This window comes from Azospirillum sp. A29, assembly GCF_042604625.1.
GTDB lineage: Bacteria > Pseudomonadota > Alphaproteobacteria > Azospirillales > Azospirillaceae > Azospirillum > Azospirillum palustre.
The window spans coordinates 759,862-776,543 of sequence record NZ_CP170466.1 but is presented as its reverse complement, the minus strand read 5'-3'; the positions used below and the strand labels follow the sequence as shown (position 1 = coordinate 776,543).

Below are 16,682 nucleotides of genomic sequence, written 5' to 3'. Positions count from 1 at the left end.
CTTACGCCGTCCGCAGGGCGCGGGTCCCGTAACCGGCCAGCTCGACGACGGCGAAGGCGAGCATCGAAAGCCCGACCATCGGGAAGAACAGGCCGCCGGCAAGCGCGATCAGGATCAGCCCCTTCGGCACGGCTTGGCCCGCCGGCAGGCGCGGCGCGCCCAGGCTGCCGGCCGGGCGGCGCTTCCACCACATCACGACGCCCGACAGCGTCAGCCCCACCATCGCCACCAGCGCGGCGAGCAGCACCAGCTGGTTCGCCAGCCCGAAGGCCTGGCCCATATGGATGCCGACCCCCCATTCCGCCAGCCGGCCGAACAGGCCCAGGTCCTTCAGCTGCATGTCGAACAGCACCGTGCCGCTGTACTGGTCGAGATGGACCACCCGTTCCCGGCTGACCTCGTCGGGATAGACGGAGGCGGTGAAGACGCCGTCCGGCTTGGCCGGGAAGACGATTGCATAGCCCGGCGCCATGCCCAGCGCCTCCACCGTCCGCACCACATCGTCCAGCTTGGCGGGAATGCCGGCCGCCGCCGTCGACAGCGGCACCGGCTGGTTTTCGACGATCCAGGGCGCATGGTCGATGGTGTCCTTCAGCGGGACGGTGGAGACCGGGTACTTGTCCCAATATCCGTCCGGCATGCCCATGCCGACCGCATAGGCCGCGCTGTAGAACTGCTTGCCCCAATAGCCCGACCAGGGCAGTCCGGTCATCGCCAGGAAGACGATGAAGACGCTGACGAAGACGCCGGTGACGGCGTGGAGGTCGCGCCAGAACACGCGCTTGCCCGGCCGTCCGCGCACGGTGACGACACCGCCCTTCTGGCCGCCCGTCTCCCGACCGCGCGGCCACCAGAGATAGATGCCGGATGCGGTCATCAGCACCATCCAGCCGGCCACCCCCTCGACGACGCGCTCCGCGAACCAGCCGGCATATTGCAGGCTGTGCAGCTTGCGCACGACATACATGGTGGGCGACCCGGCGAAGCCGCCGTCCCACAGGCTGCCCAGCACGCGGCCGGTGTAGGGATCGACATAGACGACGTCCTTCAGCCCGTCGGATCCAACGATCTTCACTTCGGCGGGGCGGTCGGGCGCGGCGGGTGCGCCGTATCCCTTGAGCGTGCCGGGGTGGACCTCCAGCGCCTTGGCGACCAGGGCGGACGGAGCCAGCCGCTCGGTCGCCTGGGGGGCGACGAGGCGCAGGTCGCGGTGCAGCCCGTCGTTGATCTCGTCCTTGAACAGATAGAGGGCGCCGGTCACGCAGAGCAGGATGACGATGGGGGCGCAGATCAGCCCGGCGAAGAAGTGCCAGCGCCACAGCGCACGGTAAAGGGCAGAGCCGATGGCTCCGCCTTGCAGAGTTTGCGTCATGAATTGTCCAGTCGGTCGTCGCGATGCGGGTTCGCCCGGCAGGCGGGCGGCTCAGTGCGTCGGATGACGGCCGGATGGCGGGGCTTGCGAGTGGAAGGGCTTGAGGGGCTTCGGACGGTGGGGCTGTTCGGGCTCCGGCGACTCCGCCGGCAGCAGCGGCACCGCCGGCAGGACCAGCATCTGCAACGCCGGCAGCAGGACGAGAAACTGTCCGAGCCAGGTACAGGGCAGGTGGAGCGGCGGCAGGTCCGGCTTCTCGCTCTGCCCGCCGTCCGGCAGCGGCAGCCCGTCCTGGTCCGCCGGCAGATAGACCAGCTCGCTGCCGGTGCAGATCGCGACATAGCCGTCGCGGTCGGCGGCCCCGGCATAGGGTGCGGCAAGGCGAACGAACAGGCTGAGGCTGAGCGCTAATGCAAGCGCCAGCCCCCACCGTTCCTGCAGCCTGCGGCAATAAGCCAGCATCGGTTTCCGTTCGCCAGAGAGCCCGAAAGCGTTCGATCGTTATCCGATCTTTGGCAAGCGGACAAGTGCCGGTGGAAGCGGTGGCATCGACAAGCGTGGTGGTACCCATACAGCCGAACGGTACATCGGCGGTTCGCCATATCGCCATGACCCGGTTATCGGCGCTATAACCGGGCAATCCCGCTTCCGGTTGTAAGGCGACATGATGGCACGGCTGTTGACGCTGCTTTGGGTTCTGGTGGTGATGGCGATGACGGCCGGCCCGGTCCGTGCCGACTACACACCGCCCGGTGCCCTTTCCGACGCCTCCGCCTACGCCAACGGGCTGCTGCTGAAATCACCGCCGCAGCCGAAGCCGCAGGTGATCGCCGATCTGCTGAAGCAGGCGCGCGCCGCCCGCGACCGCAAGGACATCGCCGGCGCCATCCAGGCTTACGAGAAGACGATCACCCAGGGCGGCGGCTCTCCGTCGGTCTGGCTGGAGCTGAGCGCCGCCTGGCAGGCCGCCACCCCGCCCAACAGAGACCGCGCGCTGCAAAGCGCCGTGATGGCCGGCCAGTTCAATCCGAAGGACGAGGAGCGGGTCGCCATCCTCTGGCGCATCGCCACCCTGATGGACGAAGCCTTTGGCAAGCCGGACGAGGCGGTCAAGGCGCTGCGGTCGATCCAAGAGATCGCGCCGAAGATGGAGGCGGCGACCCTCGACACCCAGGCGCCGAAGCTGGAGGAGCGCATTACAGCGCTCCGCCGCAAGGCCGGGCTGGCGCTGACCGGCGTCACCGTCAATGCCGAGGGCAGCAGCCCGCGCGTCTGCTTCCAGTTCAGCGACCGGCTGAGCGGCAAGCAGGGCGTGCGCTTCGACGACTATATCCGGGTGGAGCCGCCGACCAAGACCGCCATCGAGACGCGCGACAACAGCCTGTGCCTGCGCGGCGTCACCCATGGCTCGGGCTACACCGTCACCCTGCGCCAGGGGCTGCCCGGCGAGGACGGCGTGAACCTGAAGGCCGACGAGACCCAACGCGTGCGCGTGCCCGACCGGCCGTCGATGGCGGCCTTCCGCGGCTCCGCCTACATTCTGCCGCGCAAGGGCGCCGACGGCATCCCGGTGGTCAGCGTCAACACCGACCGGCTCGACGTGTCGGTCTACCGCATTGCCGACCGCGCCCTGGTGCCCAACAAGTATGAAGGCAACATCTTCAACGAGTTGACCAACTATTCCGCCGACCGGCTCGCCCAGGAGAATGGCGAGCTGGTGTGGTCCGGCTCGCTGGAGGTGAAGGGGGAGCGCAACCGCGACACCACCGCGGCGATCCCGTTCCGTCAGGCCGTCGGCGACGATCCCAAGGCCGGCCTCTATGTCGTCACCGCCCGCCCGCATGACGTGGAGGATGCCGACCGCTGGGAAGCGCTGGCGACCCAGTGGGTGCTGCTGTCCGACATCGGCCTGACCAGCTTCCGCGGCGCCGACGGGCTGACCATCTTCGCCCGCTCCTTCGGCACCGCCAAGCCGCTGCCGGGGGTGGATGTCGCCCTGGTCGCCCGCAACAACACCGAACTGGCCCGCGCCAAGACCGACGAGTTCGGCCGCGCCCGCTTCGCCCCCGGCCTGCTTAAGACCGGCGGCAATGCGCCCGAGATGGTGATGGCCTATCTCGGCACCGATTTCGCCATGCAGGACCTGACCGGCGCCGCCTTCGACCTCAGCGACCGCGGGGTCGGCGGGCGTCCGGCGCCAGGGCCGATGGACGCCTTCGTCTATGCCGACCGCGGCGTCTACCGCCAGGGCGAGACGGTGAACCTGTCGATCCTGCTGCGCGACGACAAGACCGAGGCGGTCGACAATTTCCCGCTGACGGTGAAGGTCCTGCGCCCCAGCGGCACCGAATATTACAGCGGCGCCCTGAAGGGACAGGAGGCCGGCGGCTTCTTCCTGCCGCTGACCCTGACCCGCACCGCGCCGCTCGGCGGCTGGGAGGTGCAGGTCTACAGCGACCCGAAGGGCGAGCCGATCGGCCGCGGCTCCTTCCAGGTCGAGGATTTCGTGCCGATCAAGCTGGCGCTCGACGTGACGGCCAGCGCGCCGATCCTGGTGCCGGGCCAGCCCTTCGAGGTGACGGCGCAGGGCCGCTTCCTCTACGGCCCGCCGGCCGCCAGTCTCGACGGCACCGCCGAGGTGGCGCTGAAGACCGACCCGATGCCTTATCCGGCCTTCAAGGACTATCGCTTCGGCCGCGTGCAGGACAATCCGACCGAGCGGCTCGACCCGCTTGAATTCCCGACCACCGACGAGCAGGGCGTGTCGCACATCGCCGTGACCCTGCCGGAGGTGCCGGACACCAGCAAGCCGCTGCGCGCCGACATCCGCGTCACCCTGTCGGAGCCGGGCGGACGCCCGGTCCACAAGTCGGTCAGCGTGCCGGTGCGGCCGAAGACCCATGCGCTGGGCCTGCGCCCGCGCTTCTCCGACGGGCGCGTCGGCGAGGGTGGCGAGGCCGCCTTCGATCTGGTCGCCGTGGCGCCGGACGGCAGCGCCGTCGCCAAGCCCGGCATCAAGTGGGAACTGGTCGAGGAACGCGTGTCCTTCGTCTGGTTCCGCCGTGACGGCCGTTACAGCTACAACGCCACGGTGCGCGACGTCCCGCTGGCCTCGGGCAGCGTCGACGTCGCCGCCGACAAGCCGGCGCTGGTGGCGCTGGGCAAGCGCGACTTCGGCCGCTACCGGCTGGAGGTGACGGACAAGGCGGCGGGCGTGGCCAGCTCCTACCGCTTCTATTCCGGCTGGGCGAGCGGCGACGAGACCGCCGACATCCCGGACAAGCTGGAGGTTTCGACCGACAAGCAGTCCTACAAGCCGGGTGAGACCGCCCGCATCCGCGTGGCGCCGCCCTTTGCCGGCGAGCTGCTGGTGACGGTGGCGACCGACCGCATCTTCGACGTCCGCACCATCTCGGTTCCGGCCGAGGGGGCGACGGTGGAGATCCCGGTCGATGCCGCCTGGGGCCCCGGCGCCTATGTCACCGCCACCGCCTACCGCCCGCCGGTCAAGGGCCGCGAGCGCCAGCCGGTGCGCGCCATGGGCGTCGCCTGGGTCGGCGTCGATCCCTCGGTGCGCACGATGACCGTCACGCTCGACGCTCCGCAGGTGATGCGCCCGCGCAGCCGGCTGGAGGTTGGGGTGAAGGTCGCCGCCGCCGATGGCGGGTCGATGATCGACACCTATGTCACGCTGGCCGCGGTGGACGAGGGCATTCTGCGCCTGACCGACTTCGCCAGCCCACAGCCGGAGAAGCATTATTTCGGCAAGCGTCGCCTCGGGCTGGACATCCGCGACGATTACGGCCGGCTGATCGACCCGCTCGACGGTCCTTATGGCGCCATGCGCCAGGGCGGCGATTCCAGCGGCGCCGGGCTGCCGGTGGTGCCCTTCACCGTGGTTTCCCTGTTCCACGGTCCGGTGAAGGTCGGCGCCGACGGCACCGCCCGCATCGGCTTCGACGTGCCGGATTTCAACGGCGAGCTTCGGCTGATGGCGGTTGCCTACAGCCGCGGCCGCGTCGGCTCCGCCGCCGGTCCGGTGACGGTGCGCGACCCGCTGGTCGCCGACGCCATCCTGCCGCGCTTCCTCGCCCCCGGCGACGACAGCCGCGTCACCCTGTCCCTGCACAATGTCGAGGCGGCGGCTGGCACCTACGAGGTCGCCGTCACCGCCCAGGACGCGGTGGCGGTGGAGGGCGGTACCCTGTCGGTTCCGCTGGCGAAGGGCGAGCGCAAGACGCTGGTGGTGCCGCTGAAGGGCGTCGCCGCCGGCATCGGCCATGTCGCCGTGGCGGTGAAGGGGCCGGAGAATCTGGCGCTCAACCACGACTACGGCATCACCGTCCGCCCGGCCCGCGCGGTGGAGACCCAGTTCGTCACCCGCCAGATCGCGCCCGGCGAGAGCGTGCGCTTCGACGGGACCGAGCTTGCCACCTATCTGCCGGGAACCACCAGCTGGTCGGCCAGCTTCACCACGGCGCCGCCCTTCGACGTCGCCGGCATCCTACGGGCGCTCGACCGCTACCCGTTCGGCTGCCTTGAGCAGACGGTCAGCCGTGCGCTGCCGCTGCTGGTGGTGCGCGACGTGGAACTGGCGCTGGGCAAGGACCGCAAGCCCGACGATGGGCTGGAGGCGCGGGTGCAGCAGGCGATCTCGCGCACGCTGGACAAGCAGCGCTTCGACGGTGCCTTCGGCCTGTGGGGGGCGAATGACGAGGCCGACGGCTGGCTGACCGCCTATGCCACCGAGTTCCTCGTCCGCGCCAAGCAGAAGGGCGAGGCGGTTCCTGATAAGCCCTTGACCGATGCCCTGAACTGGCTGCGCCAGCGCGCCATCTCCAGCGCCTCGGAGCCGAACGAGCTGGCGGTGCGCGCCTATGCCCTGCACACGCTGGCGCTGGCCGGCGTGTCGCTGCCGGGCCCGGCCCGCTATCTGCACGACACCGCGCTGGAGAAGCTGCCGACGCCGCTCGCCAAGGGGCAGCTGGGCGCGGCGCTGGCCCGCATGGGCGACCAGGAGCGGGCGGCCAGCGCCTTTGACAGCGCGGTCGGCCATCTGGCGCGCGAGGAGTGGCATGTCGATTACGGTTCCACCGTCCGCGACTCTGCGGCGCTGGTGGCGCTGATGACCGAGGTCAACATGGCGGGCAACCGCATCCCGGCGCTGATCGACCGTCTGCCCGCCTCCGCCACCGCCGCCAACCGCACCAACACGCAGGAGAAGGCGTGGTCGGTGCTGGCCGCCGACGCGCTGCTGCGCGGCGCGCCGGCCAAGGCGGAGATGACGCTGGGCGGTGCGAAGAAGGACGGCGCGCGGGTCGATCTGACCCCGACGCTGGCCCAGCTGAAGGCCGGCATCCCGGTCGCCAACGCCGGCAAGGCCGCGGTGTGGCAGGCGGTGTCGCTGTCCGGCGTGCCGGTGGCGCCGCAGCCGGCCGCCCGCGAGGGGCTGCGCATCAAGCGCAACTTCTTCACCCGCAAGGGCGAGGTGCTGAACCTCGACAGCATCAAGCAGAACGACGTGTTCGTCGTCGTGCTGGAGGGCGAGGCCAACACCAAGCTGTTCCACCAGGGCATGGTGACCCATGCGCTGCCCGCCGGCTGGGAGATCGAGAACGCCAAGCTGGGCGGCGGCACGCCGGAGGAGATGGCGTGGCTGGGCGACCTCAGCTACACCCGCACGACCGAGGCGCGCGACGACCGCTATGTCGCCGCGGTGGACCTGACGGAGGACCAGCAGACCTTCAAGCTGGCCTTCGTCGTCCGCGCCATCACCCCCGGCACCTACGAGCTTCCGGGTGCGACGGTGGAGGACATGTACAAGCCGCGCTTCTTCGCCCGCCAGACCACCGGGCGGATCACCGTCCGTCCGGCGGAGTGACGATTGGCGCCGGCTTGGGTGCGTAACATTTGGGTAAGGCGGGCGGGAGTGGCGGTGGCCGGCGTCGCCGTCCTGATGGGGACGGCGCTGCTGCTCGACCGGCTGTTCCCGCCGCCGCTGGACCGGCTGGCCGACCTGTCGGTGACGGTCACCGACCGCAAGGGCCAGCCGCTGCGCGTCTTCACCAACGCGGCCGGTGCGTGGCGGCTGCCGGCGGCGGTGGACGATGTCTCGCCGCTGTTCATCGAGCTGCTGCTGGCCTATGAGGACCGGCGCTTCGAAAGCCATGTCGGCGTCGATCCGCTGGCGGTGCTGCGCGCGGCGGGGCAGAATCTGGGGGCGGGGCGGGTGGTTTCCGGCGCCTCCACCATCACCATGCAGGTCGCCCGCCTGCTGGAGCCGCGGCCGCGCACCTTCTCCGCCAAGCTGATCGAGGCGGCGCGCGCCGCGCAGCTGGAATGGCGTTATAGCAAGCACGACATCCTCGGCATGTATCTGACGCTCGCCCCCTATGGCGGGAACGTCGAGGGCATCCGCGCCGCCTCGCTGATGCTGCTGGGCAAGGCCCCGGCCGAGCTGGACGCGGCGGAGGCGGCGCTGCTGGTCTCGCTGCCGCAATCGCCCTCCCACCTGCGTCCCGACCGCTTTCCGGACCGGGCGCAGGCGGCCCGCGACAAGGTGCTGGACCGGGTGGCGGAGGCCGGCGCGCTGTCGCCCAAAGCGGTGGCCGAAGCCAAGACCTTGCCGGTGCCCTCGGCCCGCCTGTCCCTGCCGGCCTCCGCCCCGCATCTGGCCGATCGGCTGCGCAGCGCCAGCCCCGGGCGGGCAGAGATCGCCACCACGATCGACGGCACCCTGCAACAGGCAGTCGAGGCGCTGGGCCGACGGGCGGCGGAGACACTGAACCCGCAGGCCGGGTTGGCGGTGCTGGTGGTCGACAACCGCGACCGCTCCGTCCTGGCCTATCTCGGCAGCCCCAACGCGCTGGACGAGACGCGGCAGGGGCCCATCGACATGGTGCGGGCGGTGCGCTCGCCCGGATCGGCGCTGAAACCCTTCATCTATGGGCTGGGCTTCGACGACGGCATCATCCACCCGCTGACCCAGATCGCCGACGTCTCCACCCGCTTCGGCGACTGGGCGCCGCGCAATTTCGACCGCAGCTTCACCGGCGACCTGACGGTGATGGAGGCGCTGCAACGCTCGCTGAACGTGCCGGCGGTGCTGGTGCTCGACCGCGTCGGGCCGCTGCGCTTCGCCGAAGCCCTGCGCAAGGCCGGTGCCCGGCTGGTGCTGCCGGGCGGCACGACACTGCCGGGATTGCCGGTGGCGCTGGGCGGGGCGTCGATCAGCCTGTGGGACATGACGACGCTCTACAGCGGGCTGTCGCGCGACGGGCTGGTGGCGCCCTTGCGCGCCAGGCTGGACGAGCCCGCCGGGGCGGAGCAGCGGCTGCTGTCGGCCACCGCGGCGCAGCAGGTCCGTGCGATTCTGGAAGGCTCGCCGCCGCCGCCGGGGGTGGTGCAGGCACAGGAACTGCGCGGCAGCGGGCCGGTGGCGCTGAAGACCGGCACCAGCTACGGCTTCCGCGATGCCTGGGCCTTCGGCGTCACCGGGCGCTATACCGTCGGCGTGTGGGTCGGGCGGCCGGACGGCACGCCCAGCCCCGACCATTACGGCCGCAACACCGCCGCCCCCCTGCTGTTCGAGGTCTTCGACCGGCTGCCGGCCGAGCGGGGCCGTCCCGCCGGCCCGGTCAGGAACGAGGCGCCGCCGGAACTGCTGCGCCACCTGCGGCCGGGGGAGGTCGAACTGGCCGGCCCGCGCCAGACCGACCGGCTGCGCCTGACCTTCCCGGTCAGCGACATGGTGCTGGAGGCGCTGGGGCCGGATGGCAAGGGGGAGCCGATGACCCTGACCGCCGCCGGCGGGCGCCGCCCGCTGTCCTGGCTGATCGACGGGCGGCGGATCGCCCAGTCACCGATTGCGCGCGACGTGGTGTGGCGGCCGGACGGGCCGGGGGTGGTGCGGGTCACCGTGCTGGACGCCGACGGCCGCAGCGACAGCGCGACCGTCGAGATTCGCTGAAACCGCTAAGACGCGCGGCGCAGGCCGAAGGGGGCGTCGTCGCGCCGGCTCCACACCCGCGTGCGGACGCGCATCTGCTTCTGGCAATCCTCCGAGCAATAGAGCGGCGCCGGCCCCCGCGTGGACGGGCGGACGAAGGGACGGCCGCAGCAGGCGCAATGCAGCTGGCGGGCGGCAGTTTGCGGAGTTGCGGTGTGCGGGAGGGTGGCCGGACGGGCGGAGGCGGACATCTCGGGAGTGTTTTCTTGGTTTCGGGTGACGGCCAATATAGGGGCGGTGTGTTGCAGTTCCATGCTCGGGAAGACGCCTAGGACTGAATGGGTAAAAGCCCTGGCCGGCGGTCGGAGGCGGTTGACCGGCTCCGACCGAGGGCCTATTTGAAAAGGCTGACAACAAGCGGGAGCGGTGCGGTGCCGATGCGCGTCGCCGACTGGATGCGGAGGCTGAGCGGTGTCGCGGGGGCGCTGGTCCTTGTGGTCCTCGGCCTACTGCTGTGGTCGGGGGATGCCGCCGCCTCCTGCCCGCATGACGCGCCGGCCGCCGTCGCGGCGCATGACGTGTCGCCTGCCGTCGACTCGGGTGGAATGGATCACGGCCGCCCTGCGCCGGGCCGGACGCATCACGCGACGCAGCCTTGCTGCGCCGGCATGGCCTGCGCGCCCCTGGTCGTCGGCTTGCCGGGCGCCGGTCTGACGACCCCGGCCGGGTCTTCGGGGCTGCGCTTGCGTTGGGCGACCGGGCCTTTGCGTGAAGGGCTGGGGGTGCGGCCCGACCTGCCGCCGCCGCGGCTGGGATGATGCCGGCGCGCCGCCGGGTTTCCGCGGCGCTTTCTCCGTTCCCTGTTCCCCCGATCCTTCGGAGTCCGTCATGACTCTCGCGCTTTCGCGCCGCCGTCTGCTGTCGACGGCGGTTGCCGGCGGCTGTGCCGCCCTGCTTCCCGCCTTTCCGCGCTCCGTCCTCGCTGCCAGTCCGGTCGCGGATGCGGTCCGACTGACCGTCGACCGCCGCACGCTCGACGTGAACGGCCAGGCGGCCAGCGTGTTCGGCATCCGGCAGCCCGACGGCACTCCTGGACTGACCCTCGATCCCGGCCGGCGCTTCGTCGTCGATCTCACCAACCGGGCGGGGGAGGATGCGGTCATCCACTGGCACGGCCAGACGCCGCCCTATGTCCAGGACGGTGTCATCGACAACAACCGTCCGGCGATCCGCACCGGCGAGTCGGTCCGCTACGATTTCGCGCCGCGCACCGGGACCCATTGGATGCACTCCCACCACGGGATGCAGGAACAGCTACTGATGGCGGCCCCGCTGGTGGTCCGGAGCGCTGGGGATCTGCGCGCCGACGAGCAGGAGGTGACAATCCTGCTGCACGACTTCACCTTCCGCGACCCGGCCGAACTGCTGGCCTCCCTGGGCGCGCCGACCGGCGGAATGGCCCATGGCGGGCACGGCCAGATGGACCATGGCCAGATGGATCACGGCTCCATGGGCAATGGCGCCATGAACCACGGCGCGATGAACCACGGCTCGATGGCCGGCGGCGCCATGAACCATGGGTCGATGGACCACGGGCAAGCGGGCCATGGCATGAGCGCCATGTCCGGCGGCATGGCGATGGACCTGAACGACGTCGAATACGACGCCTATCTCGCCAACGACCGCACGCTCGCCGACCCCGAGGTTGTGCGGGTGGAGCGGGGCGGACGGGTGCGGCTGCGCATCATCAACGGCGCCACCTCGACCGCCTTCCATCTCGACCTCGGGCGGCTGACCGGGCAGGTGATCGCCGTCGACGGCAACCCGGTGCAGCTGGTTGCCGGCAGCCGCTTCGCCATGAGCATGGGCCAGCGGCTGGACATCCGCCTGACCGTGCCGGCCGAGGGCGGCGCCTTCCCGATCCTGGCGCTGCGCGAGGGGGCGGTGCAGCGCACCGGCATCATCCTCGCCACCCCCGGTGCGGCGGTGGAGAAGGTCGCGGCAGCCGGGAAGACGCAGACCGATCCGCTCGACCTGTCTTTGGAAAAGCAGCTGGTCGCCGTCACGCCGCTGGCGGCACGCGCGGCCGACCTGACGCGGCGGATGCAGCTGACCGGCTCGATGGCGCCCTATGTCTGGAGCCTGGACGGCCTGACCTTCGGGGCGCACCGGCCGCTGACGGTCCGCCAGGGCCAGCGGGTGGAGCTGACCTTCGAGAATGCGTCGATGATGGCGCATCCCATGCACCTGCACGGCCATCACTTCCAGGTGGTGGCAATAGACGGCCGGCCGGTGGCGGGGGCGGTGCGCGACACCGTCCTGGTGCCGATGATGGCCAGCGTCACCGTCGCCTTCGACGCCGACAACCCCGGCCGTTGGCCGCTGCACTGCCACAACCTGCTGCACATGGCGACGGGGATGATGACGGAGGTGGTCTACGAAGGGGTGGGGTGAGGGAGCCCCCCATCCGCTCAATAATGCGGCGGCGGCCGGTCGTCCTGCGGGGAGGCGATGGCGTATTCCGCCGCCTCCACCCGGTCGCGCATGCGCCTCATCTGGGCGGTCAGGCGGTCGATGGTCTGGCCCTGGGCGAAGATGACGTCCGACATCTCCTCAGCCATGCGCTCGTAATGGGCAAGACGGCTTTCGAGGTCGGCGAGACGTTCTTCAAGACGGCGATGTTCGAGGGCGGAATCCATAAGGCACCGGATGGAGAAACGGGGAACGGGCCGCAAGATGGACCATTCCCCGCTCCGGGTCGAGGTGCCTTTCCGCTCACACCATCGCCGTGGTGCCGGCCAGCCAGCCGGACAGGCCGGTCAGCACCAGCACGGTCAGGCTCGCCAGCCGCAAGGTCAGCGGTGCCATCGCCAGCCCGCCCATCAGCTTGTCATTGCGCAGCAGCAACAGCATCGGGATCAGGATGAAGGGCAGGGTCAGCGCCAGCACCACTTGGCTCAGCACCAGCAGCCCGTCCACCGCGCGATCGCCGGCGCTGCCCAGCACTGCCAGCGCCGGGATCAGCGAAGCGCCGCGGGTGATCAGTGCGCGGGTGACCGGGCGCAGCCGCAGGTTCAGGAAGCCTTCCGTCACCATCTGCCCGGCCATCGTGCCGGTGGTGGTGGAGCTTTGGCCGGCAGCCAGCAGGGCGATGGCGAAGACCAGGGCGGCGACGCCGCCAATGCTGCTGCCCAGCAGGGCGTGGGCGTCCTCGATGCCGGGGGAGGCGCCGGCAGCCGCTCCCTGGAACGCCACGGCGGCGACCGCCAGGATGGCGCCGTTGACCAGACCGGCCAGCGCCAGCGCGGTCGACAGGTCGATGGTCAGCCAGCGGGCGGCCTGCCGCCGCTCCTCCGCCGTCTTGACCTCAGCCAGCCGGGCCTGCACCAGACCGGAATGCAGGAACAGATTGTGCGGCATGACGGTGGCGCCGACGATGCCCAGCGACAGGTACAGTATCTCCGGATCGCGGGCCAACTCGATGCTCGGCATCAGGCCGGCCAGCAGGGCGGCGGGGTCGGGGCGGGCAATCGCCAGCTCCCAGGCGAAGCAGACGACGACCACGCTCATCAGCGCGCCAACCACCAGTTCGGGCGCACGGCCGCGGGCGCCGGGCAGGGCCAGGATGCCGAAGGTCAGCACGGCGGAGATCACCACCCCGGCCATGATCGGGATGCCGAACAGCAGCTTCAGCGCGATGGCGCTGCCCAGCAGCTCGGCCAGATCGGTGGCGATCATCGCCAGTTCCGACACCGCCCACACCAGCATCGCCACTGGCCGCGGGAAGCGCTGGCGGATCAGCCGGGCCAGATCGGTGCCGGTCGCCAGCGTCAGCCGGACGATCAGCCCTTGCAGGAAGATGCCGGCCAGACTGGCGATCAGCACCGCCGACAACAGGGCGAAACCGAAGCTGGAGCCCGCCGCGATGTCCGTCGCCCAGTTGCCCGGATCCATATAGCCGACAGCCACCACGAAGCCGGGGCCGAGCATGGTCCAGAACCGGCGCCCCACCGCAGGGGTGCGGGGGTGGGTGGGGACAGCTTGGGCGATGGTGGGGGATGCGGTCTTCACGCCGGTTGCTCCTGAACGGGACGGCCAGAGGCTTGGCCGCCGATACAACAGTGGCAGGGTCTTTCGATAGCGTCCAATCGACGTTTTCTAACGCGTCGATAGGCGTTCGCTATCGATATGGCGACCAAGCCAAGTCGGGTCCAGTTCAGAACAGCAGGGCGGTTATTTCGTTCGCAGTGCAGCAGTGCCATGCGGGCGAATTTCCCCGGGAACCAATCCCCCTCCGTCAATCCCCCTCCGTCAGCGGCGGCGTGGACCGAAGCGCTTGCGCGGGGCGCCGCGGAAGCCAGATGCCGGCGGCGGCTCGCGGCGGCGGGCGCGCGAGGCCAGCGCTTCGGACAGGCGCTGGCCGATGGCGTCGCGGGCGCTGCGCACCCGGTCGCGGTCGGGCAGGGCGTCCGGGAACTTGCGCGAGGCCCAGAAATAGAGGTCGCAGGCGCGCGACGCCGCTTCCAGCACATCAGCGGCCAGCCCGTCGAGCCGCGCCGGAATGAGCCGGCCGAGCGGCAGCCTCTCTCCGGCCTCCACCGCGTCGAGGATGGCGGCGAAGACCTTGGCATCCTCCGCATCCTCCAGGTCGGCGGGGGCGAGCAGCAGGTCGAGCCGGGCGGCGAGCGTCAGCCGGCGGGCATCCAGCATCGGGGCGGCGCGGCGCAGCGCCGACAGGTCGGCCAGCCGGAAGGGGGAGCCGGCGGTGGCGGCTGTGCCGAAGCACTCCACCAGCAGCCGGGTTTCGTCGCTGTCGATGTGGCTGGCGAGGCGGGCCAGCATCGCGCGGGTCGGGCGGACGGGCAGGGGAGCGTCGGCGCGCAGGCGACGGTCGGGCGCCTCCAGCAGGCGCTTCAGCGCGGCGGGGGTGCCGCGGGCGATGACGCCGAAATGCCCTTCCTCGAACTGGCCGAAGCGGCCGGCGCGGCCGGCGATCTGCTTCACCTCCGTCGCGCTCAGCGGGCGGACGCTGCTGCCGTCGAACTTCTCCAGGGCGGTGAACAGCACGCGGCGGCAGGGCAGGTTCAGCCCCATGCCGATGGCGTCGGTCGCCACCACCACGTCGGCCTCGCCGGCCAGGAAACGCGCCGCCTCGCGCCGCCGCACCGCCGGAGCCAGCGCGCCGTAGATGGCGGCGACCGACAGCCCCTGGGCCAGCAGCGTGTCGCGGACGCTGTGCACCTCGCGGCGGGAGAAGGCGATCAGCGCGTCGCCACGCTCCACCTCCGCCCACTCCAGCCGGCGGTCGAGCATCGACAGCGGGGTCTTGCGGTCAAGCTCCACCACCTCCAGCGGCTCGCCGAGATGGGCGGCGGCACGCTCCACCAGCGGACGGACCTCCGGTGCGCCGAGGATGTAGACGGTCTCCGCCGGCACGCCCATCAGGGCGGCGGTCCAGGCCCAGCCGCGCGCCGGGTCGGCCAGCATCTGGATCTCGTCGATCACCGCGACCTCGACCGGCCGGTCCGGGTCCATCACCTCGATGGTGGAGGCGGTGTGGCGGGCGTCGGGGGTGCGGATCTCCTCCTCGCCGGTGATCAGCGTGGTGGGAGTGCCTTCGCCGTTCAGCCGCTCCATCACCTCCAGCGCCAGCAGGCGCAGCGGCGCCAGATAGACGCCGTCGCGGGCTTCGCGGAGCGCAGTGATGGCGCGATGGGTCTTGCCCGAGTTGGTCGGGCCGATCACCAGCACCAGCCTGCGGTTCATGCCGCGCGCCACCGGGAACAGCCGTTCGAAGCGGGAGAAGTCGAAATGGCGGTCGACATAGAGCCGGCCGCGCCCCTCCGCCCGGTCGCGCCGCCACTGGTCGTACTCGCGGTCCCAGCGGTCGAGCAGCTCGTCGGCGTCGCTGCGGTTGCGGGCGGCCTTGCCCAGCCGCTCGGCGAGGCTGGCGAAGCCCCAATCCGGGTCGTCGCCGGCCCGGTCCGCCAGATCGCGCAGCCGGGCGGCGATGCGCGACAGGGCGTCGTCCAGCGCGGCACGCAGGGCCGGGTCATGGTCCAGCCGGGCCGACAGCTCGGCATCGGACAGGTCCGACAGCTCCAGCGCGTCGAAGGTTCGGGAGACGTGCAGGCGGATCGCCGGGGACAGGCCGGGCCAGGGCAGCTCGTCGCTGCGCACGGCGCGGACGCGGGTGCGGTCCTCGCAAGAGAGAAGGGCGGTGTGGCTGCCGGCCAGCGCCCGGCGGCCCTGGGCCAGCAGCGCGTCGCGGCGGTGGGCGCGGTCGATGCGGCCGGTGATCTCCAGCAGGATGGCCGCGCGCCGCTCCGCCGGCACCAGCAGGTCGCGCTTGCCCTTCGGCAGCGGCAGGCCGAGCGCCACCAGCCCGCGCGTCTCGGCGTCGGTCATCCGCAGCAGGCCGGCGGCCCCCAGCGTCGTCACCTCCGGATGAGCGACGGCGAGGTCGTGGACGAGATGCGGGTCGGCGGCCGGCATGCCGATGTCGTCGCTCATATCGTCTGTCATGGCACCTGTCCGGAAGCGATGTGGTGCAGCACGATGCCGCTGGTGGTCGCCACGTTGAGGGAATCGAAATCGCCGGCCATCGGGATGCGCACGCTGCGGGCGCGGGCCAGCAGGGCGGGCGGCAGGCCCGGCCCTTCCGAGCCGAACAGCAGGGCGGCGCGGCGGGGCGGGGTGAGGGCGGCCAGCGTCTCGGCGCCGGCTGGGCTGAGCGCCACCGCCTCGAAGCCGAACCGGTCGAGCAGGGCGAGCGGGTCCTCGTCCGTGGCGAGCCTCGCCGTCGGCACCAGCAGGGTCGCCCCCACCGAAACGCGGATCGCCTTGCGGTAGAGCGGGTCGCAGCAGCCGGAATCGAGGATCACCGCATCGGCGCCGAAGGCGGCGGCGTTGCGGAAGATGCCGCCCATATTGTCGTGGTTGCCGATGCCGAACAGCATAACGACGCGGGCGACCGGGCCGCAGGCGCCCAAAAGGTCGGCCACGCTCGGGACACCGGTCTTCTCCCCCACCGCCAGGATGCCGCGATGCAGGGGGAAGCCGGCGATGCGGTCCAGCACGGGCTGGGTGGCGGTGTAGACTGGCGTATCCGCCGGCAGGGCGGCGAGCATCGGCTCCAGCGCTTCCAGCCTCTTCCCGGCGATCAGCAGCGAGCGGGCGCGGTATCGGCTGGACTGCACGAGGCTGCGCACCACCACAGCCCCTTCGGCGATGAACAGCCCGTCACGGCCGACGAGGTCGCGCTCCCGCACGTCGCGGTAAGGCTCGATGCGCGGGTCTTCGGGATCGGTGATCGGGATGATGGATGGCACAGGGCGGCTCGGCGTCTGGAGTGTGCGCCTA

11 protein-coding genes are annotated in these 16,682 nt (G+C 71.1%); 4 read left to right on the top strand and 7 right to left on the bottom strand.

Annotated elements, in window-relative coordinates:
- Nucleotide 1: 1 nt before the first annotated feature.
- Together ABNQ38_RS18485 and ABNQ38_RS18480 are read right to left on the bottom strand one after the other, a co-directional pair.
- Nucleotides 2–1,372 (bottom strand): PepSY-associated TM helix domain-containing protein, encoded by a 1,371-nt coding sequence (locus ABNQ38_RS18485; RefSeq protein WP_377809653.1) that lies wholly within the window; start codon nucleotides 1,370–1,372, stop codon nucleotides 2–4.
- Between the two features lie 51 nt (nucleotides 1,373–1,423).
- Nucleotides 1,424–1,834 carry a hypothetical protein gene (locus ABNQ38_RS18480; RefSeq protein WP_377809652.1) on the bottom strand — a complete coding sequence of 137 codons (411 nt, stop codon included), beginning with the start codon at nucleotides 1,832–1,834 and terminating at the stop codon, nucleotides 1,424–1,426.
- 202 nt (nucleotides 1,835–2,036) lie between these two features.
- Here ABNQ38_RS18480 and ABNQ38_RS18475 point away from each other — a divergent pair, with 202 nt between their 5' ends.
- The gene (locus tag ABNQ38_RS18475; protein ID WP_377809651.1) at nucleotides 2,037–7,253 is read left to right on the top strand and encodes an MG2 domain-containing protein; all 5,217 of its coding nucleotides are present in this window, start codon (nucleotides 2,037–2,039) and stop codon (nucleotides 7,251–7,253) included.
- A gap of 54 nt (nucleotides 7,254–7,307) precedes the next feature.
- The gene (gene pbpC / locus ABNQ38_RS18470; RefSeq protein ID WP_377809650.1) at nucleotides 7,308–9,341 is read left to right on the top strand and encodes a penicillin-binding protein 1C; all 2,034 of its coding nucleotides are present in this window, start codon (nucleotides 7,308–7,310) and stop codon (nucleotides 9,339–9,341) included.
- Between the two features lie 5 nt (nucleotides 9,342–9,346).
- On the opposite strand, the gene ABNQ38_RS18465 is transcribed toward pbpC, so the two are convergent.
- The gene (locus ABNQ38_RS18465) at nucleotides 9,347–9,571 is read right to left on the bottom strand and encodes a hypothetical protein (protein WP_174474023.1); all 225 of its coding nucleotides are present in this window, start codon (nucleotides 9,569–9,571) and stop codon (nucleotides 9,347–9,349) included.
- Nucleotides 9,572–9,718: 147 nt separating this feature from the next.
- On the opposite strand from ABNQ38_RS18465, the gene ABNQ38_RS18460 reads away from it, so the two are divergent.
- Together ABNQ38_RS18460 and ABNQ38_RS18455 are read left to right on the top strand one after the other, a co-directional pair.
- Nucleotides 9,719–10,138, top strand: coding sequence for a hypothetical protein (locus ABNQ38_RS18460; protein ID WP_377809649.1), 420 nt, complete (start codon nucleotides 9,719–9,721; stop codon nucleotides 10,136–10,138).
- A gap of 70 nt (nucleotides 10,139–10,208) precedes the next feature.
- Complete coding sequence (locus tag ABNQ38_RS18455) at nucleotides 10,209–11,774, top strand: multicopper oxidase family protein (protein ID WP_377809648.1); 1,566 nt, start codon at nucleotides 10,209–10,211, stop codon at nucleotides 11,772–11,774.
- 17 nt (nucleotides 11,775–11,791) lie between these two features.
- On the opposite strand, the gene ABNQ38_RS18450 is transcribed toward ABNQ38_RS18455, so the two are convergent.
- From ABNQ38_RS18450 to ABNQ38_RS18435, 4 genes are all read right to left on the bottom strand, one after another.
- Nucleotides 11,792–12,019: a SlyX family protein gene (locus tag ABNQ38_RS18450; RefSeq protein WP_377809647.1), complete on the bottom strand. Its 228-nt coding sequence runs from the start codon at nucleotides 12,017–12,019 to the stop codon at nucleotides 11,792–11,794.
- Between the two features lie 76 nt (nucleotides 12,020–12,095).
- Nucleotides 12,096–13,391 (bottom strand): Nramp family divalent metal transporter, encoded by a 1,296-nt coding sequence (locus ABNQ38_RS18445; RefSeq protein ID WP_377809646.1) that lies wholly within the window; start codon nucleotides 13,389–13,391, stop codon nucleotides 12,096–12,098.
- Nucleotides 13,392–13,631: 240 nt separating this feature from the next.
- Entirely contained in the window at nucleotides 13,632–15,845 is a 2,214-nt protein-coding gene (locus ABNQ38_RS18440; RefSeq protein WP_377809645.1) for a helicase-related protein, read from the bottom strand.
- Nucleotides 15,842–16,651, bottom strand: a complete 810-nt coding sequence (locus ABNQ38_RS18435; protein WP_377809644.1) for a TrmH family RNA methyltransferase — start codon at nucleotides 16,649–16,651, stop codon at nucleotides 15,842–15,844. The genes ABNQ38_RS18440 and ABNQ38_RS18435 overlap by 4 nt, the downstream gene beginning before the upstream one ends.
- Nucleotides 16,652–16,682 lie beyond the last annotated feature (31 nt).